This is a genomic window from Blastococcus sp. TBT05-19 (assembly GCF_003319095.1).
Classification (GTDB): Bacteria; Actinomycetota; Actinomycetes; order Mycobacteriales; family Geodermatophilaceae; genus Blastococcus.
The window spans coordinates 220,828-239,240 of sequence record NZ_QOHI01000005.1 but is presented as its reverse complement, the minus strand read 5'-3'; the positions used below and the strand labels follow the sequence as shown (position 1 = coordinate 239,240).

Below are 18,413 nucleotides of genomic sequence, written 5' to 3'. Positions count from 1 at the left end.
CAGCCTGCACCGCGTCGACCGGGCCCGGGTATGGACGAACTGTCCATGCTGCGCGGAGGCACGCTCCCGTCCGGCACGCCTTCAGCCGACCGGGTCCTCCCGGAGCAGCGCGGCCAGGCCGCGCTCGAAACCGTCGTCGTCCACCGCGGTGAGGTCGGGAGAACCGGCGAGAGCGGCAGCCAGGGACGGGTAGCGCTCCGCGTACTCCCCCGGCGGCCGGATGAAGCCCGCGGTGAAGGGGACGAGCGCGGACCCCAGGACGAGGTAGTCGATCGACGCGAGCAGCTGGAGGGCCCGCTCGGGCGACCAGCCCGCACGCAGCAGCGCGGCCAGTGCCGCGTCGTAGGCGTGGAGCGCCTGGGCGGTCTCCACCGCCTCCCGCGCGACGAGCGACAGCACCTCGGGGTGGGCCCGGAAGGCCTGGCGGTAGCTGCGGGCGAACGCCGTGATCCCCCGGCGCCAGTCCGGGTCGTCCAGGCAGCCCGTGTCGATCTCCTCGTCGATGAGCTCGACGACGGCGTCCAGGATCTCGTCCTTGGACCGGACGTGGTTGTAGAGCGACGGCGACCGGACGCCGAGCCGTGCGGCGAGGTGTCGCACGGTGAGCGCTCCGACACCTTCCTCGTCGATGATCGCCAGCGCCGTGCGCGCGATGTCCTCGCGCGTGAGCACGAGGTCCGACCGCCGTCCCACGTCCACCTCCGGATCTGCCCGCGACCGCGATCGGCCGGCCCTCTTCCCACGACGCCGGTGTGACGCTAGTCTCCGCCGTTAACTAGCGCCGCTAGTTAACCGGGCACCACCCCTTCGGGAGGACCACGATGACCGACGACTTCGAGCGAGAGCTGCAGGCACGGCTGGCGGTGATCGAGGACCCGGGGTACGTCGACCCTGCCCGGGCCGACCTGCCGGCCCGGGACATCGTCCTGCTCGTGGTGCTCGGGGCCCTGCTGGTCCTCGCGATGATCGTGTGGAGCTACCCGGCATGAGCGAGGGACTGCGCACCCAGCCCGCCTCCGCGCCGGTCGGCGGCGACGCCGGCACCAGCGACCTGCCCACGCTCGCCTCCGAGCGGATCTGGGGCTTCTGGTCGTTCACCTCGGTCAACATCGGGCTGGCCATCGCCACGTGGGCGTTCCTGAGCGGAGGCACCCTCGCCGTCTTCGTCGGCGCCGAGACCGCCATCGCCGCGAGCGTCATCGGCAACCTCATAGGCGTCGTCCTCGTGTCGCTGACGACCTGCATCCCGTCGGCCAAGTACGGCCTGGAGCAGTACACGGCGCTGCGCAGCGTCTTCGGGGGCAACGGCTCGCGCGCCCTCGTCCTGGTGCTCTTCCCCCTGGCGGCCGCCGGCTGGAACGCGATCCTCGCGATCATGTTCGGCCGGGCCATCGTGAACGTCAGCAACTCGACCTTCGGCACCGACTTCGGCCCCGAGGGCGGGATGGTGATCGCCGCGGCGCTGTTCGCGATCCTGATCTCCTGGCTGCTGCTGGTGAAGGGGCCGGTCAGCATCGAGTGGGTCAACAAGTTCGTCGCGCCCGCCCTCGTGGTCGTCATCGTGGTCATGCTCGTGGCGCTCCTCACCGAGCACTCGTGGGCCGACCTGCTCGCCGCCGAGCCCCTGGCCCCCTTCGGCGACCCCGGGCTCGACTGGATGATCGCGCTCGAGCTGAGCCTCGGTGTGGGCTTCTCCTGGTGGACGATCATGGGCAACCTCGCCCGGCTCACCACCACGCAGCGGGCGGCGTTCTGGCCCAACCTGCTGGGGCTCTTCCTGGCCAGCGTCGTGGCCGGCGTGGTCGGCTCGTTCGCCGCCCTGGTCCTCGGTGACTCCGACCCGACGGTGTGGATGGTGCCGCTCGGCGGAGCCGTGCTCGGCGTCATCGCGCTGGTGTTCGTCGGCTTCGCCAACGTGACCAGCATGGTCGGGCAGACCTACTCGGGCAGCCTGGCGATCCGCCGGGCGGGCGGCGCGCCCACCCGTCGGCTCCCGTGGCCGGTGCTCGCCGCCCTGCTGTTCGCCCCCGCGGCGGCCGTCGTCTTCTGGCCCGGTGCCATCTACGACAACTACTTCAAGTTCCTGGCCTGGGTGTCGCTGGTCCTCGCCCCGCTGTGCGCCGTCTACTTCGTCGACTTCTTCCTGCTCCGGAAGCGGACCCTGCACGTCCGGGGCCTGTACGAGCCCGAAGGGGTCTCCCGCTACAGCTTCTGGCGGGGGGTCAACCCGTTCGCCTTCCTGGCCGTGGCGGCCGGAGCGGCGACCTACTACGTGCTGCTCGACCCGATCACCTTCGAGTCCGCGGCCGCGTTCCGCTACACCACGGCGACGCTGCCGGCCTTCCTCGTCACCGGCGTCGTCCACTACGTCCTGACCCGCCTCGTCGTCGCCCCGTCCGGAAAGGGTGGCTATGACCACCGCGCACGCTGACCGCACCACGATCTACCGCGGCGCCGCCGTCTTCACCGGGGCGGACTCCCCGCCCGCCGAGGCCCTCGTCGTCCGGGGCGACCGGCTGCTGCACGTGGGCTCGGAGGTCGGCGCGCGGGAGGCCGCGGGCGCCGGTGCCGAGGTGGTGGAGCTGTCCGGCGGGCTCGTCGTCCCGGGCTTCGTCGACGCCCACACGCACGTCCTCATGACCGGGGACGCGCTCACCCGGGTGCACCTGCGGGACGCCCCCGACCTCGGGACGATCCAGCGGCGGATCGCCGACTGGGCCGCGGCGAACCCGGAGGCGCCTCGCGTCCTGGGCCAGGGCTGGCTGTTCTCCGCGGTGCCGGACGGCCGCCCGACGCGGGCGATGCTCGACGCGGTCTGCCCGGACCGGCCCGTCTACCTCGACGCGAACGACTACCACTCCGTGTGGGTCAACAGCCGGGCGCTCGAGGAGCTCGGCATCACGCGGGACACCGCGGACCCGGTCGGGGGGACGATCGCCCGGGACCCGGTCACCGGAGAGCCCACCGGGCACATCGACGAGACGGCGATGAGCGAGATCGTCTGGCCCTTCCTGGCGGCGCAGCGCACCGACGCGGACCGGGACCGGCACTTCGACGCGGCCATGACTGCGTACGCGTCCAACGGGATCACCGGCGTGATCGACATGGCCGTGGACGAGCACGGGCTGGCGGCGATGGCGCGCGCCCAGGCTGCCGGCCGCCTCCCGGTCCGCATCGTCGGGCACTGGTTCATGGACCGTCCCGGGGACACCGCGCAGCACCTCGCCCAGGTGGCGACGGCCGCCCGCCTGGCGCAGGAGCACCGCTCCCCCCGGCTGCGGATGGCCGGCGTGAAGTTCGTGGTGGACGGCGTCATCGACGGGTGCACGGCCGCGCTCACCGCGCCGTACGCCAACGGCGCCGCCCCCGAGCCGATCTGGGACCTCGAGACCCTCGCGCCCGCGGTGGTGGCGGCCGACGCCGCCGGGCTGCAGATCGCCGTCCACGCCATCGGCGACCAGGCCGCGCGCATCGCGCTGGACGCGCTCGAGGCCGCCGTCGACCGGAACGGGGACCGGCCGCGGCGGCACCGGATCGAGCACCTGGAGTACGTCGACCCGGCCGACGTGCCGCGCCTGGGCCGGCTCGGCATCACCGCCTCGATGCAGCCGGTCCACGCCGACCCCGCCGTCCAGGACAACTGGCGCGCGATGCTCGGTGACGACCGGGTGGAGCGCGGCTACGCCTGGCCGGAGTTCGCCGAGACCGGGGCGCGGCTGGCGTTCGGCACCGACGCGCCCACGGCTCCGCACTCGCCGCTGCGCAACCTGTACATCGCCGCGACCCGCCGCTCGGCCCTCGACCCCTCGCTGCCGCCGAACATCCCCCGCTTCGCGCTCCCGCTGGCCGACGCCCTCCGCCACGCGACCTACGACGCGGCCTGGTCGTGCACCGCCGAGCACGAGCGCGGGGTCCTCTCCCCCGGCCGGCTGGCCGACTTCGCCGTCCTCGACCGGAACCCCTTCGTCGACGGCGTCGACTCGCTGCTCGAGGCGCGGGTGACGCGCACCGTCACCGGCGGGGTGCCCACCTACTGCGGCGGGTGAGGCGCGGTCAGCGACCCAGGACGTCTTCCAGGGCGGCCAGGACGAGCGCCACCCTGTCGGGGGCGGCGTTGGGGCCCATCAGCCCGATCCGCCAGACGGTCGAGGCGTAGGCCCCGGCACCCGTGCCGATCTCCAGGTCGTAGCGCTCCAGCAGCTCCTTGCGCACGGCCGCCGGGTCGACGCCGTCGGGCACCTTGACCGTGGTGAGCTCGGGCAGCCGGTGCCCCTCGGCGGCGAAGAGCTCCAGGCCCATCGCCTCGAGGCCCTCGTGGAGCAGCCGGCCGGCCTCGGCGTGCCGGGCGTGGACGGCGTCCAGCCCCTCCTCGAGGATCCGGCCGAGCCCGGCGTGCAGCGACACGACCATGCCGGTCGGTGCCGTGTGGTGGTAGGTGCGGCCACCGGACCCGGCGGCCTCGCCGGCGTAGCCGCCGAGCATGCCCAGGTCGAGGTACCAGCTCTGCGGCTTCTCGATCCGGCGCTCCCAGGCGCGGTCGGAGATCGTGAAGGGCGCGAGCCCCGGCGGCACGCCCAGGCACTTCTGCGAACCGGCGTAGGCGAGGTCCACGCCCCACTCGTCCAGCCGCACCGGGATGCCGCCGAGCGAGGTGACGCAGTCGGCGAGCAGCAGCGCGTCGCCCTTGCCCGCGGCCAGCGGCTCCAGGTCCGAGCGCACACCGGTGGAGGTCTCGGCGTGCACGGCGGCGATCAGCTTCGGGGACGGGTGCGCGGCCAGCACGCGCTCGGCGTCGACCGGCTGCCCCCACTCGTGCTCGACGGCGACGACCTCGGCCCCGCACCGGGCGGCGACGTCGGTCATCCGCTGCCCGAACAGCCCGTTCACCGCGACGACGACGACGTCGCCCGGGCCCACGGTGTTGACGAACGCCGCCTCCATGCCCGCCGACCCCGTCGCCGACAGCGGCAGGGTGCGCCGGTTCGCCGTGCCGAACACCTGGCGGAGCCGGTCGGAGGTCTCGTCCAGCACCTCCAGGAACAGCGGATCGAGGTGCCCGAGCAGCGGGAGACCGAGCGCGGCGGTCGCCTCCGGATAGGGATTGGACGGGCCGGGACCGAGCAGGGTGCGTGCGCGCAGCGGCATGACCAGCAAACTACCGGCGTGACTGCTGACCAGCCGGGTGAGCTCGACCGCGACGCGGCCTCGGCCCTGTGGCGCGACTACGTCGCCTCGCTCCCCTCCCCGCCCCTCGACGAACCCGCCGTGGAGCGCTTCGGCGACAGCGCCGCGCTGGCCGACGAGCTCATCGGCCTCGTGCTCGCCGGCACGAAGCGGGCGACCGCGGGCCTGGTCGCGGACTTCGCCGCGAACGGCGAGCCGCTGCCCCGGATCGGCGGCCACTGGGTCGCCTGCGACGGCGCCGGGGTGCCGCGGTGCGTGCTGCGGTCGACCGAGCTCCGCCTCGGCCCGCTGGACAGCGTCGACGTGGCGTTCGCCTGGGACGAGGGCGAGGGCGACCGCTCCCGCGCCGGGTGGCTGGACGGGCACGAGCGGTACTTCCGCCGCACGCAGGCCGCGCGCGGGCAGGAGTGGACCGACGACCTCGAGGTGGTCTTCGAACGCTTCCGCGTCGTCTGGCCCCCCGAGGTCGCCGACCGGGACTAGCCCTTCGTCGGGTCGGAGGCCCCCGGCGCCCCGGGCTGACCGGGCAGCGCCGGCTCCTCGGGCTTCGCGTCGATGCCGGCCTCCTTGCGCTGGGCCTCGGTGATCGGCGTCGGCGCGCCGGTGAGCGGGTCGAACCCGGCACCGGTCTTCGGGAAGGCGATGACCTCGCGGATCGACTCGACGCCGGACAGCAGCGCCGACAGGCGGTCCCAGCCCAGCGCGGCACCGGCGTGCGGCGGCGGGCCGTAGGCGAACGCCTCGAGGAAGAAGCCGAAGCGCTCGCGGGCCTCCTCGCGGGACATGCCGAGGGTCTCGAACACCCGCTCCTGCAGGTCGGCGTCGTGGATGCGGACCGAGCCGCTCATGACCTCGTTGCCGTTGATCACCATGTCGTAGGCGTCGGACAGCGCCGCGCCCTTGTCCTCGGCGAACCGGTCGCGCCACTCGGGCGTGGGCGAGGTGAACGGGTGGTGCATGAAGGTCCAGTCGCCGTCCTCGGTCTCCTCGAACATCGGGAAGTCGACGACGAAGAGGAACGACCACGAGCCGGGCTCGATCAGCTCCAGGCGCTTGGCGATCTCGTTGCGGGCCGCGCCGAGCAGCTCCTGCGACGAGCGGCGCTGACCGGCGGCGAAGAAGACGCAGTCGCCGGGCGCAGCACCCACGGCCTCGACCAGGCCCTCGCGCTCGGCGTCGGAGATGTTCTTGGCCACCGGGCCGCCGAGCGTGCCGTCCTCGGCGATGGTCACGTAGGCCAGGCCCTTGGCACCGCGCGACTTGGCCCAGTCCTGCCAGGCGTCGAACGCGCGCCGCGGCTGCGAACCACCGCCGGGCATGACGACGGCGCCGACGTAGGGCGACTGGAACACCCGGAACGGGGTGGCGGCGAAGTACTCGGTCAGCTCGGTCAGCTCGATGCCGAAGCGCAGGTCGGGCTTGTCGGAGCCGAAGCGGTCCATCGCCTCGCGGTAGGTCATCCGCGGGATCTCGGGCACCTCGTAGGAGGCCAGCTCGCGCCACAGGTTGCGGACGACGTCCTCGGCGACGGCCAGCACGTCGTCGCGCTCGACGAAGCTCATCTCGAAGTCGAGCTGGGTGAACTCCGGCTGCCGGTCGGCGCGGAAGTCCTCGTCGCGGAAGGCGCGGGCGATCTGGTAGTACCGCTCCAGCCCGCCGATCATGAGCAGCTGCTTGAACAGCTGCGGCGACTGCGGCAGCGCGTACCACTTGCCCTGCTGCAGGCGGACCGGCACCAGGAAGTCGCGGGCGCCCTCGGGGGTGGACCGGGTCAGGATGGGCGTCTCGACCTCGGTGAAGCCGTGCCCGGCCATGACGCTGCGGGCGATCCGGCTGATCTCCGAGCGCAGGCGCATGGCCTTGGCCGGGCCCTGCCGGCGCAGGTCGAGGTAGCGGTACCTGTACCGGACGTCGTCGGACGCCGCCTGGTCGGTCTCGATCGGGAACGGCAGCGGCGCCGAGGCCGACAGCACCTGGAGCGAGGAGGTGGCGACCTCGATCTCGCCGGTGGGCAGCTCCGGGTTCTCGTTGCCCTCCGGGCGGGTGCGCACCTCACCGGTCACGAGCACGCAGTACTCGTTGCGCAGGTGGTGGGCCTCCTCCTCGCGGACGACGACCTGCACGTACCCGGAGGCGTCGCGCAGGTCGAGGAAGACCACGCCGCCGTGGTCGCGGCGGCGGGCGACCCAGCCGGCGAGGGTGACGGTGGTTCCGGCGTCGGATGCGCGGAGCGCGCCGGCGTCGTGGGTGCGAAGCACAGGAGGAGCCTTTCGAAAGGGCGGTGGGTTACCAGCGGTCGTGCACGTGCGCGCGGATGCGCTCGTCGTACAGCCGCTCGAGGTCGGAGAGCTCGGTGTCGGTGAGCGCCGGGAGCGCTGCCGCGTCGACGTTCCCGCCGACGTGCCCGACCTTGCTGGCGCCGGGGATGACCGAGGTGACGCCGGGCTGGTCGATGACCCAGCGCAGGGCGACCTGGCTGGGAACCCGATTGCCGGCGATGTCGACGAAGTCGCGGGCGGCGGCCACCCCGACGTCGTAGGGCACGCCCGCGAACGTCTCGCCGACGTCGAAGGCCTCGCCGTTGCGGTTGAAGTTCCGGTGGTCGTCGGCGGCGAACTCGGTGTGCTCGCTGAACCGGCCGGTGAGCAGGCCGCTGGCCAGCGGGACGCGGGCGAGGATGCCGACCCCGGCGCGCTGGGCGGCGGGCAGCAGCTCCTCCAGCGGCTTGCGCCGGAAGACGTTGAGGATGACCTGGATCGTGGCCACGCCCTCGTGCTGCAGCGCGGTCAGCCCCTCCTCGACCGTCTCCACCGAGACGCCGTACGCGGCGATGGCGCCGTCCGCGACGAACGAGTCCAGCGCGTCGTAGACCCGCTGGTCGGAGTAGACCGCGGGCGGCGGGCAGTGCAGCTGGACCAGGTCGAGGGTGTCGACGCCGAGGTTGCGGCGGGACCGGTCGATCCACGCGCGCAGGTTCTCGGGCGTGTACTGGTCGGCCTCGAACGGATCGGCCCGGCGCCCGGCCTTGGTCGCGACGAACGGCCGCTTGGACCGCGTCGCGAGCGCCTTGCGGATCCGCTCCTCGGAACGGCCGTCGCCGTAGACGTCGGCGGTGTCGAGCAGGGTCACCCCGGCGTCGAGCGCCGTCTCCAGGATCGTCAGCGCCGTCTCGTCGTCGACGCTGCCCCAGTCGCCGCCCAGCTGCCAGGTGCCCAGGCCGATCACGCTGACGTCGGCCCCGGTCCGCCCGAGCGGTCGCTGCTCCATCGAGGAACTCACCTCTCCACACTCGCACGCAGCCGGTCGAACAGCTCACCCACGGGGACGGCGACCTGCTCGCCGGTGCGCAGATCCTTGAGCTGACCGACCCCCTCGGCCAGGTCGCGCTCGCCGATGACGAGCACGTGCGAGGCCCCGGAGCGGTCGGCCGCCTTCATCGAGCCCTTGAGCCCGCGGTCGCCGTAGACGGTGTCGGCGGAGACCCCGGCCTGGCGCAGCTGCCCGACCAGCGTCACGGCGAGCCGCTTGGCCTCGGCCCCCAGCGGGACGACGAACGCCTGCACGCCCGGGGTCGCCCCGACGTCGAGGCCCTCGGCCTGCACCGCGAGCAGCGTCCGGTCGACGCCGACGGCGTAGCCGATGCCCGAGAGGTCCGGGCCGCCGAGCGCGGCCGACAGCCCGTCGTAGCGGCCGCCACCACCGATCGCCGACTGCGCGCCCAGGCCGGAGTGGATGAACTCGAACGTCGTCTTCGTGTAGTAGTCCAGCCCGCGCACGAGCCGAGGCGCCTCGGTCCAGGTGACGCCGAGGTCGGTCAGGTGCTGGCGGACGGCGTCGTAGTGCGCCTTGGTCGAGTCCGAGAGGTGGTCGACCATCAGCGGGGCGTCGCCGAGCTGGGCCTGCACCTCGGGCCGCTTGTCGTCGAGCACGCGCAGCGGGTTGATGGCCGCGCGGCGCCGGGTCTCCTCGTCGAGGTCCAGCTTGTCCAGGTAGGCCACGAGCAGCTCGCGGTACTGCGGCCGGCAGGTGGCATCGCCGAGCGAGGTCAGGAGCAGCTCGAAGTCGGTGAGCCCGAGGTCGCGGAAGCCCTGCACGCCCAGGGCGACGACCTCGGCGTCCAGCGCCGGGTCGTCGGTGCCGAGGGCCTCCATGTCGACCTGGGTGAAGTGCCGGTAGCGGCCGGCCTGCGGGCGCTCGTAGCGGAAGGCCGAGCCGACCGTCCAGAGCTTCACCGGCAACGCGCCGTCGTGCAGGCGGTGCTCGATGAACGCGCGCATCAGGCCGGCGGTGAGCTCCGGGCGCAGGGTCAGCGAACGGCCTCCCCTGTCCTCGAAGGTGTACATCTCCTTGGTCACGACGTCGGTGGACTCACCGACGCCGCGGGAGAAGACGGCGGTGTCCTCGAACACCGGCGTCTCGACGTAGCCGTAGCCCGCCCGCCGCAGCGGCGCGGTCAGGGTGTCGCGGACGGCGAGGAAGCGCGCGGAGTCCGGGGGCAGGGTGTCGAACGTGCCCTTGGGGGCGGTCATGCCGGCCATTCAGAGACCACGGCCCTTCGGTGCGGAGGCGGCTTCGGCCAGGTAGGGGTTGGTCGCGCGCTCGCGGCCGATCGTCGTCGCCGGGCCGTGGCCGGGCAGCACGACCGTCTCGTCGTCCAGCGGCAGGACGACGTCGCGCAGCGAGCGCAGCATGTCGTCCCACGAGCCGCCGGGCAGGTCGACCCGGCCCACGGAGCCGGCGAACAGCACGTCGCCGGCCAGCAGTCCGGGGGCCTCGCCGAGGTCGACGGAGAACATGACCGAGCCCTGCGTGTGCCCCGGCGCGTGCCGCACGGTCAGGTCGACCCCGGCCAGGGAGAGCACGGCGCCGTCGTCCAGCGACTTCACGTCCGACGGGTCGGGCAGCCGGACGCCGGTGATCAGCGGGGCGAGCTGGGGGCCGTGCCACTTCGCGGGGTCGGACAGCATCCCGAAGTCCTTCGGGTGCAGGTACGCGGGGATGTCGTAGCCGTCGCAGACCGGCAGCACGGAGAACGTGTGGTCCAGGTGCCCGTGGGTGAGCACGACGGCGACCGGCTTGAGGCCGTCCTCGGCCAGCATGCGGGCCAGGGGCTCGACGGCGTCCATGCCGGGGTCGACGACGACGCACTCCTGCCCCGGCCCGGAGGCGACGGCGTAGCAGTTGGTGCCGAACGCGCCGGCGGGGAACGAGCGGATGAGCACCCGTGCAGGTTACGCGGGCGTGCCGACGCTCCCCGGTGCTGCCAGGGAGCGCCCAGCCCCGCCACCTAGACTCCGTCCCCGAACAGCGGATCTCGGCCGTTCTCCCGGCCGCGCGTCCCGCACCCCCGCATGCCCGAGGAGTTCGCACCCGTGTCCACGAACAAGCAGCGGCGCCAGGCCGCGCAGCGCCACCTCCAGCGCCAGCTGGAGCGCCGCGCCGACCAGGCGAAGAAGCGCCGTCGCAACCTGGGCATCCTCCTCACCGCGCTCGCCGCCGTCGTGGTCGTCGGCGCCGCGCTGCTGATCACCGGCGTCCTCGGTGGCGACGACGAGCCCGACGACCAGGCCGCCGCCCCCTCCTCCTCGCCGGCGGCGACGTCGCCCGCGGCGCGCACGACGAACCCCGACGGCACGGTCAGCTGCGAGTACGTGCCCGACGAGAGCGGCAACCCCGACCTCAAGGACGTCGGCCTCCCGCCCACGCCCGAGGCGACGCCGACGCAGGGCACCGCGACCCTGCTGATGGCCACCGACCAGGGCGACCTGACGCTGACCCTGGACCGCGCCAAGGCGCCGTGCGCGGCGGCGAGCTTCGTGCACCTCACCGACGTCGGCTTCTACGACGACACCCCCTGCCACCGGCTGGTGACCCAGGAATCGTTCGGTCTGCTGCAGTGCGGTGACCCGACCGGCAAGGGCTCGGGCGGGCCGTCCTACAAGTACGCCGAGGAGGTCACGCCGGAGACGACCTACCCGCGCGGGACCATCGCGATGGCCAAGACCGCCGCACCCGGCTCCACCGGCGGGCAGTTCTTCCTCACCTACACCGACGTCACGCTGCCGCCGCAGTACACGGTGGTCGGCACCATCGACGAGGCCGGCCTGGCCGTGCTCGAGAAGGTCGCCGCGGGCGGCGTGCAGGGCGTCGAGGGCCCCGGCGACGGCGCCCCGAACATCCCGGTCCAGATCACCGACATGTCCGTCGTCTGACCTGAATCGCCCCTCACGAGAGCGCCGGTTCCCCTCGGGGACCGGCGCTCTCGTCGCTCCGGGGGGTGAAGCGCTCCCCACACCGCGGGGCCATTGCAAGATCCGTTACGGTGCTGGCCCCATGTCCACCGTCACCGTCTACCGCGAGTACGGCGCCCCGCTCGTCAGCCGCATGCAGGTGTTCGTCGACGGGAACCGGGTGGCCGCCCTCCGCAGCGAGAGCAGCGTCGACATCACGATGGAAGAGGGGCGATACACGGTCCACGTCGCCCTGTGGCCGCAGGCCAGCGCGCCCCTCGATCTCGATCTCTCCGCCGACGACCGGGTGACGCTGCGAGCCCGGGTGGGTCTGCGTGCGAACACGTTCGCCGCCCTCTTCCGCCGCCCTGACCGAGCTCTGGATCTCGATGTGGTGGCCGGTCGCCCACGGATGCCCGCCGGACGCACCGAGCAGATCGACATCCGGCGCGACTGAGAGCCCCACGACGTTCCCAGCCCTCAGGGTCGCACCGCGGGACCTAGGCGGTGACGCGCTCGACGTCGAAGACGCCGTCCACGTTGCGCACGGTCTGCAGCACCGCGCCGAGGTGCGCGGGGTCGGCCAGCTCGAAGGTGAACCGGCTGATCGCGACGCGGTCGCGGCTGGTCTGCACCGACGCGGACAGGATGTTCACCCGCTCGTCGGCCAGCGCCTTGGTCACGTCGGACAGCAGCCGGTGCCGGTCCAGCGCCTCGACCTGGATCGCGACCAGGAACATCGCGCCCTGCTGGTTGCCCCACTCGACCTCGACGAGCCGCTCGGGCTTGCTCTGCAGGTCAGCGGCGTTGGTGCAGTCGGTGCGGTGCACGCTCACGCCACCCCCGCGGGTGACGAACCCGAGGATCGCGTCCCCCGGCACGGGGGTGCAGCACTTCGCGAGCTTGGCCCACACGTCGGTCATGCCGTGCACGACGACGCCCGGATCGCCGCTGCCGCGCCGCGGCGAGGACCGCCGGGTCGGGATCGCGGTCTCGGCGATGTCCTCGGTGGCGCCCTCGCTGCCGCCGAGCGCCACCATCAGCTTCTCGACGACCGAGGCGGCCGAGAGGTGGTTCTCTCCCACCGCCGCGTAGAGCGCGGTGACGTCGGCGAAGCGCAGGTCCTTGGCGAGCGTGGACAGCGCCTCGCCGCCGAGCAGCCGCTGCAGCGGGAGCCCGGCCTTGCGCATGGCGCGGGTCAGGGCCTCCTTGCCGGCCTCGACGGCGTCCTCGCGGCGCTCCTTGGTGAACCACTGGCGGATCTTGGTGCGTGCCCGGGACGACCCGACGAACGACAGCCAGTCCTTCGACGGGCCGGCGGTCGGCGACTTGGAGGTGAAGATCTCGACGACGTCCCCGTTGGTGAGCTTGCTGTCCAGCGACACCAGCGAGCCGTTCACGCGGGCGCCGATCGTCCGGTAGCCGACCTCGGTGTGCACCGCGAAGGCGAAGTCCACCGGCGTCGACTCGCCGGGCAGGCTGACCACGTCGCCCTTCGGCGTGAAGACGAAGACCTCCTGCGGACCGAGGTCGTACCGCAGCGTCTCCAGGAACTCGCCGGGCTCCTGCGCCTCGCGCTGCCAGTCCAGCAGCTGGCGCAGCCACAGCATGTCGTCGGGCGAGCCGGCCTTGACCGGGGCACCGAACTCACCGGCGCTGGGCTTGCCGCCGACCCGCGCCTTCTCCTTGTACTTCCAGTGCGCGGCGATGCCGAACTCCGCGGTGCGGTGCATGTCGTGCGTGCGGATCTGCAGCTCGACCGGCTTGCCCTGCGGGCCGATCACCGTCGTGTGCAGCGACTGGTACATGTTGAACTTCGGCATGGCCACGAAGTCCTTGAAGCGGCCCGGCACCGGCTGCCAGTGCGCGTGCATGATGCCGAGTGCCGCGTAGCAGTCGCGCACCGAGTCCACCAGGATGCGGATGCCGACGAGGTCCCAGATGTCGGTGAAGTCGCGGCCGCGCACGATCATCTTCTGGTAGATCGAGTAGTAGTGCTTGGGCCGGCCGGTCACGGCCGCCTCGATCTTCGCGGCCTTGAGCTGCTCGGTCACCTGCGAGGTGACCTCGGCGATGAACGTGTCGCGGGACGGCGCGCGCTCGGCCACCAGCCGCACGATCTCGTCGTAGCGCTTCGGGTACAGCGTGGCGAACGCGAGGTCCTCGAGCTCCCACTTGATGGTGTTCATACCCAGCCGGTGGGCCAGCGGGGCGAGGATCTCCAGCGTCTCGCGCGCCTTCTTCTCCTGCTTCTCGGGCGGGAGGAAGCGCAGCGTGCGCATGTTGTGCAGCCGGTCGGCCAGCTTGATGACCAGTACCCGCGGGTCGCGGGCCATCGCCACGATCATCTTGCGGATCGTCTCGGCCTGGGCGGCGTCACCCAGCTTGACCCGGTCGATCTTGGTGACGCCGTCGACCAGGTGCGCCACCTCCGAGCCGAAGTCGGTGGTGATCGTCTCGAGCGTGACGCCGGTGTCCTCGACGGTGTCGTGCAGCAGGGCCGCGATCAGCGTCGTGGTGTCCATCCCGAGCCCGGCCAGCACCGTGGAGACGGCGAGCGGGTGGGTGATGTAGGGGTCGCCGCTCTTGCGCTTCTGGCTGCTGTGCGCCGCCTCGGCCACGTCGTAGGCGCGCTGCAGCAGTGCGAGGTCGGCCTTCGGGTGGCTCTGCCGGTGCAGCGCTGCCAGCGGCTCGAGCACCGGGCGCACCAGCGTGCTCCGCTGCCCGGCGACGATCCGGCGGGCGAGCCGGTCGCGCACGCGGCGGCGGGGTGCACCGGAGTCCGGGTCGACGGGCTCGGCGCCGACGTCGTCGGGGCGGCGGACCACCGGGCGCTCCGGGAGCGGGTGCCGGGTGGGCGTCCCGCCGTCGGGCGCCACCGCGCCCTCCGCCGCACCGGTCTCCACCGCGCCGGGCCGCGCGGGAGCCGCGTCAGCGGCTACTTCGGAGGCCACGGCTGCTCCCACGGGTTTCGAGGAGGGGGGACCCTCCCCATGCTAGCCGGACGGCGTGTCCCGTCGCCGGGCGCGCCGGACGCGCCTCACCCGGCTAGGTGGTCCAGAGCGCGTGCACCGCGTGCGGCACCAACCGCTCCCGGCCGCCCAGGGCGGTGAGCTCCACGACGACGGCCACCGCGGTGACGATCCCGCCGAGCTGCTCGACCAGCGAGACGGCCGCGACGAGCGTGCCGCCGGTGGCCAGCACGTCGTCGACCACCAGCACGCGCTGACCGGGCCGGATCGAGTCGGTGTGCAGCTCGAGCGTGGCGCTGCCGTACTCGAGGGCGTAGTCCGCCGCGATCCGCTCGCGCGGGAGCTTGCCGGCCTTGCGGACCGGGACCACGCCGACGCCCGCGTCGAGCGCGATGGCGGCGGCCAGCAGGAAGCCGCGGGCCTCCACGCCGACGACGACGTCGAAGGCTCGCTCCCCCGCCGTGGAGCCCGCGAGCGCCGCCGCCCGCGGATCGGACTCCTGCGGTGCGGCCAGGCCCTCGACGACCCGGCGGAAGGCCGGGCCGTCGGCGAACACCGGCGTGAGGTCCCGGAACAGGACCCCGGGTTCGGGGTGGTCCGGGACGTCGACGGTGAGGCTCGCGATGAGCTCGTCGAGCGGCTGCACGGTCGGGTCGGTCACCGGCGGCGCTTGCCGGGGCGCTGCGGACGCGCGCCGGGCCGCGGCGCGGCGGTGGAACCGGCGGCCCGCTCCGGCCGCACCGAGGCCGGCGACTCGACGACGACGTCGGCGTCCACCGTCTCCGGCAGCTCGGCCACCGCCACCCCGCCGCCGCTGCTCCGGCGCCGGCGCGCGCTGGCGACCGGCCCGGCGGGGGCCCCGCCGGTGCGGGCGGCCGTGGAACGGCGGGCCTGCACCCTCCGCCGGAGCGCCTGCACCTCGGGCTCGCGCTCCTTGAGGTCGGCCACGATCGGCGTCGCCAGGACGATCGACGAGTACGTGCCCGCGGCCAGGCCGACGAACAGCACCAGGGCGAGGTCCTTGAGCGTGCCGACGCCGAGCAGACCGGCGCCCACGAAGAGCAGCCCGGCCACCGGCAGCAGCGCGATGATCGAGGTGTTGATCGAGCGCATGAGGGTCTGGTTGACCGCCAGGTTGGCCGCCTCGCCCCAGGTCATGCGGGCGGACTTGTCCAGGTCCTTCACGTTCTCGTCGACCTTGTCGAAGACGACGACGGTGTCGTAGAGCGAGAAGCCGAGGATGGTCAGGAAGCCGATGACCGTGGACGGTGTGACCTCGAAACCGATCAGCGCGTACACGCCGGCGGTCACGACGATGTCGTGGGCCAGGGCGGCCATGGCCCCGATGGCCATCTTCGGCTGGAAGCGCACGGCGAGGAACAGCACCACGGCGACCAGGAAGACGGCCAGGGCGACCAGCGCCTGGTCGGTGATGTCCCGGCCCCACTCGGCGCTGACGGCCTCGGGGCTGACCTCGTCCGGGGCGATGCCGACGGCGTCCGCGAGAGCCTCGACGACCGCGCGCTCGCCGTCGTTGTCCAGCGCCTCCGTGCGCACCAGCAGCGTGTTGCCCCCGACGACCTGGGCGGTGGCCACCTCGGCGCCGGCGTCCTCGGCCGCGGACCGGGCGTCGGACAGCTGCTGCTCGGTACCGGGCAGCCGGAAGCTGTTGCCGCCCTCGAAGTCGATGCCGAAGTTGAAGCCGCGGAACACCATCGAGGCGATGCACAGGATCATCACCACGGCGGTGATCTTGTAGATCAGCCGGCTGCGGCCGACGACGTCCAACCCGGCCTCGCCGTTGTAGAGCCGGGAGCTGAGGCGGGCACGGGGTCGCGAGGCGGCCGTCGACTCGGCCTCGCCGCCGGGGTCCTGCGGCAGACCGGCATCGGCGAGGGCGTCCTCGCCGGCGCCGACGGGGGCGTCCACCGGCGTCGGCTCTCCCTGGTCGGTCGGGCGGGTCATGAGGTGCTCCTGTCGGTGCGGCCGGCTCCGGCACCGGCCAGCTCGCGCGTGCGCGCCGGCTTCTCCGCGCGGCGGGTGTGCTCCACCTGGCCCAGACCGGAGAACCGGTTGCTGCCGAACGACTTGATCCGGGACAGCACGGCCATGAGCGGGTGGGTGAAGAGGAAGACGACGATCAGGTCCAGCACGGTGGACATGCCGAGGGTGAACGCGAAGCCCTTCACGTCACCGATCGCCAGCACGTAGAGGATCGCCGCCGCGAGGAAGCTGACCGCGTCCGCGGAGAGGATCGTCCGGCGGGCGCGGACCCAGGCACGCGGCACGGCGGACCGCAGCGACCGGCCCTCCCGGATCTCGTCCTTCAACCGTTCGAAGTAGACGACGAACGAGTCGGCCGTGATGCCGATCGACACGATGAACCCGGCGATGCCGGCGAGGCTGAGCGTGAAGCCGATCTCACGGCCGAGCAGGATCAGGCAGCCGTAGACCACCACCGCCGACAGCACGAGGCTGGCGATCATGACCAGGCCGAGGAGCCGGTAGTAGAACAGCGCGTAGAGGAAGACCAGCGCGATGCCGAGGGCGCCGGCGATGAGGCCGGCCCGCAGCTGCTCCTCCCCCAGCTCGGTGGAGATCGACTGCGCCGTGGCCTGGGTGAAGGTGAGCGGGAGCGCGCCGTACTTCAGCTGGTTGGCGAGCTCCTCCGCCGACTCCTGGTCGAACTGCCCCGTGATGGTGGTCTGCCCGTTGATGGCGCCCTGGATGGTGGGTGCGGAGATGACCCGTCCGTCGAGGGTGAAGGCGACGTTCTTGCCGACGTTCGCGGCGGTGTAGGCCGCCCAGGTCTCGCGCCCCTGGGACTTGAAGTCCAGCAGGACGACCCAGCGGCCGTCGGTGGCGTCGGTCGCGGCACTGGCGTCGTCGATCTCGGTGCCCTCGATGATCGTGGGCCCGAGCAGGTACTTCGCGGTGCCGTCCTCGGTGCAGGCCGCGACGTGGTCGCCGGGACGAGAGGTCTCACCGGTGACGTTCTCCGCGTCGCAGGTGAGCGTCGCGTACTCCGCGGACGCCTCCTCCAGCGTCACGGCGGGCGCGTCCGGGTCGGGCAGCGCCGGGTCCTCGACGGCCCCCTCGTCGTCGGTCGGCGTGGCGGGAGCGGCGGACTCCTCGGCGGACTCGCCCTCGGCCGTCCCGTCGGCGGTCTCGGCGCCGTCGGTCGGCTCGGCACCGTCCGTCGGCTCGGCGTCGGCACCCTCCTCGGCGGCCGGGTCCTCGGCCGGCGGGGCCGCGGGCTCCGGTCCGGAGAGGACCGGGCGGAAGCGCAGCTGCGCGGTGGCACCGAGCTCGCGCGCCTGCTCGCCGTCCTCACCCGGGACGGAGATGACGATGTTGGAGTCGCCCTCGGTGACCACCTCGGCCTCGGCGACGCCGAGGCCGTTGACCCGCTGCTCGATGATCCGGCGGGCCAGCTCCAGGTCCTCCTGGGCCGGCGCCTGGCCGTCGGGCGTGCGGGCGGTCAGCGTGACGGTGGTGCCGCCGCGCAGGTCGAGCCCGAGCTGAGGGGTGCGGGTGTCGCCGACGAAGAAGACCAGCCCGTAGATGAGGGCGATGATCGCGATGAAGGCGGCGAAGTAGCCCCTCGCCGGGGCCGGGCGGTTGGCCACGGGGGTTCTCCTGGGTCAGACGGTGCCGTCGGCCGGGCGGGCCGGGTCCTCGGCCACCACCGTCGGCTCGGCAGGACGGCGCACCTCGAGGATCGCCTGGCGGATGAAGGTCACGACGACGCCGGGAGCGATCTCCAGGTCGACCGTGGTGTCACCCAGCTTGGCGACCGTCCCGTGCAGGCCGCTGGTGGTCATGACCGGCGTGCCGATCTCCAGCGAGGCCTGCATCGCGGCGGCCTGCTCCTGCATGCGCTTGCGCTGCCGGGCCGGCAGCACGAGCAGCACCACGAGCATGACGGCCAGGAGGATGAACGGGAAGAACTGCTCCACGACAGGTGTGCCTCTCTACCGCGTCGCTCGACCGCGGTGGGTGCGGTCCACGGGGGATCCGCTCGGGT

Annotated in this window: 17 protein-coding genes; 6 read left to right on the top strand and 11 right to left on the bottom strand. The window is 73.0% G+C overall.

The genetic code is table 11. The annotated features are described in order from the left end of the window. Positions 1 to 81: 81 nt before the first annotated feature. The gene (locus DQ244_RS14795) at positions 82 to 693 is read right to left on the bottom strand and encodes a TetR/AcrR family transcriptional regulator (RefSeq protein WP_113812419.1); all 612 of its coding nucleotides are present in this window, start codon (positions 691 to 693) and stop codon (positions 82 to 84) included. Between the two features lie 128 nt (positions 694 to 821). On the opposite strand from DQ244_RS14795, the gene DQ244_RS19695 reads away from it, so the two are divergent. From DQ244_RS19695 to DQ244_RS14785, 3 genes are read left to right on the top strand one after another with little or no spacing between them, the layout of a single operon-like run. Next, the gene (locus DQ244_RS19695) at positions 822 to 989 is read left to right on the top strand and encodes a hypothetical protein (RefSeq protein WP_199580416.1); all 168 of its coding nucleotides are present in this window, start codon (positions 822 to 824) and stop codon (positions 987 to 989) included. Next, positions 986 to 2,431, top strand: a complete 1,446-nt coding sequence (locus DQ244_RS14790; protein WP_113812241.1) for a cytosine permease — start codon at positions 986 to 988, stop codon at positions 2,429 to 2,431. The genes DQ244_RS19695 and DQ244_RS14790 overlap by 4 nt, the downstream gene beginning before the upstream one ends. Beyond that, positions 2,412 to 4,046: an amidohydrolase gene (locus DQ244_RS14785; protein WP_113812240.1), complete on the top strand. Its 1,635-nt coding sequence runs from the start codon at positions 2,412 to 2,414 to the stop codon at positions 4,044 to 4,046. The genes DQ244_RS14790 and DQ244_RS14785 overlap by 20 nt, the downstream gene beginning before the upstream one ends. A 7-nt stretch (positions 4,047 to 4,053) precedes the next feature. On the opposite strand, the gene DQ244_RS14780 is transcribed toward DQ244_RS14785, so the two are convergent. Beyond that, positions 4,054 to 5,145, bottom strand: a complete 1,092-nt coding sequence (locus DQ244_RS14780; RefSeq protein WP_113812418.1) for an alanine--glyoxylate aminotransferase family protein — start codon at positions 5,143 to 5,145, stop codon at positions 4,054 to 4,056. Positions 5,146 to 5,163: 18 nt separating this feature from the next. Here DQ244_RS14780 and DQ244_RS14775 point away from each other — a divergent pair, with 18 nt between their 5' ends. Then, positions 5,164 to 5,667: an ASCH domain-containing protein gene (locus DQ244_RS14775; protein ID WP_113812239.1), complete on the top strand. Its 504-nt coding sequence runs from the start codon at positions 5,164 to 5,166 to the stop codon at positions 5,665 to 5,667. Here DQ244_RS14775 and aspS read toward each other — a convergent pair. The 4 genes from aspS to DQ244_RS14755 are packed head-to-tail and all read right to left on the bottom strand — an operon-like array spanning position 5,664 to position 10,406. Further along, positions 5,664 to 7,442, bottom strand: a complete 1,779-nt coding sequence (gene aspS / locus DQ244_RS14770) for an aspartate--tRNA ligase (protein WP_113812238.1) — start codon at positions 7,440 to 7,442, stop codon at positions 5,664 to 5,666. The genes DQ244_RS14775 and aspS overlap by 4 nt on opposite strands. A gap of 28 nt (positions 7,443 to 7,470) precedes the next feature. Further along, positions 7,471 to 8,451: an aldo/keto reductase gene (locus tag DQ244_RS14765; RefSeq protein WP_113812237.1), complete on the bottom strand. Its 981-nt coding sequence runs from the start codon at positions 8,449 to 8,451 to the stop codon at positions 7,471 to 7,473. An 8-nt stretch (positions 8,452 to 8,459) separates the two neighbouring features. Further along, on the bottom strand, positions 8,460 to 9,713 hold the full coding sequence (gene hisS, locus DQ244_RS14760) for a histidine--tRNA ligase (protein WP_233491518.1): 1,254 nt from the start codon (positions 9,711 to 9,713) through the stop codon (positions 8,460 to 8,462). Positions 9,714 to 9,722: 9 nt separating this feature from the next. Next, a complete protein-coding gene (locus tag DQ244_RS14755; protein WP_113812235.1) occupies positions 9,723 to 10,406 on the bottom strand; it encodes an MBL fold metallo-hydrolase in 684 nt (227 codons plus the stop codon). 150 nt (positions 10,407 to 10,556) lie between these two features. Here DQ244_RS14755 and DQ244_RS14750 point away from each other — a divergent pair, with 150 nt between their 5' ends. Together DQ244_RS14750 and DQ244_RS14745 are read left to right on the top strand one after the other, a co-directional pair. Continuing rightward, on the top strand, positions 10,557 to 11,396 hold the full coding sequence (locus DQ244_RS14750) for a peptidylprolyl isomerase (protein ID WP_113812234.1): 840 nt from the start codon (positions 10,557 to 10,559) through the stop codon (positions 11,394 to 11,396). A 121-nt stretch (positions 11,397 to 11,517) separates the two neighbouring features. After that, positions 11,518 to 11,871, top strand: a complete 354-nt coding sequence (locus DQ244_RS14745; protein ID WP_113812233.1) for a hypothetical protein — start codon at positions 11,518 to 11,520, stop codon at positions 11,869 to 11,871. Positions 11,872 to 11,914: 43 nt separating this feature from the next. Here the strand turns inward: DQ244_RS14745 and DQ244_RS14740 are convergent, their stop codons facing one another. The 5 genes from DQ244_RS14740 to yajC all read right to left on the bottom strand — a co-directional run bounded on the left by DQ244_RS14740 (position 11,915) and on the right by yajC (position 18,345). Further along, positions 11,915 to 14,368: a bifunctional (p)ppGpp synthetase/guanosine-3',5'-bis(diphosphate) 3'-pyrophosphohydrolase gene (locus DQ244_RS14740; protein WP_113812232.1), complete on the bottom strand. Its 2,454-nt coding sequence runs from the start codon at positions 14,366 to 14,368 to the stop codon at positions 11,915 to 11,917. Between the two features lie 94 nt (positions 14,369 to 14,462). Continuing rightward, positions 14,463 to 15,047, bottom strand: a complete 585-nt coding sequence (locus tag DQ244_RS14735; RefSeq protein WP_113812231.1) for an adenine phosphoribosyltransferase — start codon at positions 15,045 to 15,047, stop codon at positions 14,463 to 14,465. Further along, entirely contained in the window at positions 15,044 to 16,351 is a 1,308-nt protein-coding gene (secF, locus tag DQ244_RS14730; protein WP_113812230.1) for a protein translocase subunit SecF, read from the bottom strand. Before secF ends, DQ244_RS14735 begins: the two co-directional genes overlap by 4 nt. Beyond that, positions 16,348 to 18,015, bottom strand: a complete 1,668-nt coding sequence (gene secD / locus DQ244_RS14725; protein WP_113812229.1) for a protein translocase subunit SecD — start codon at positions 18,013 to 18,015, stop codon at positions 16,348 to 16,350. The genes secF and secD overlap by 4 nt, the downstream gene beginning before the upstream one ends. A 15-nt stretch (positions 18,016 to 18,030) precedes the next feature. Continuing rightward, positions 18,031 to 18,345, bottom strand: a complete 315-nt coding sequence (gene yajC / locus DQ244_RS14720) for a preprotein translocase subunit YajC (RefSeq protein WP_233491515.1) — start codon at positions 18,343 to 18,345, stop codon at positions 18,031 to 18,033. Positions 18,346 to 18,413 lie beyond the last annotated feature (68 nt).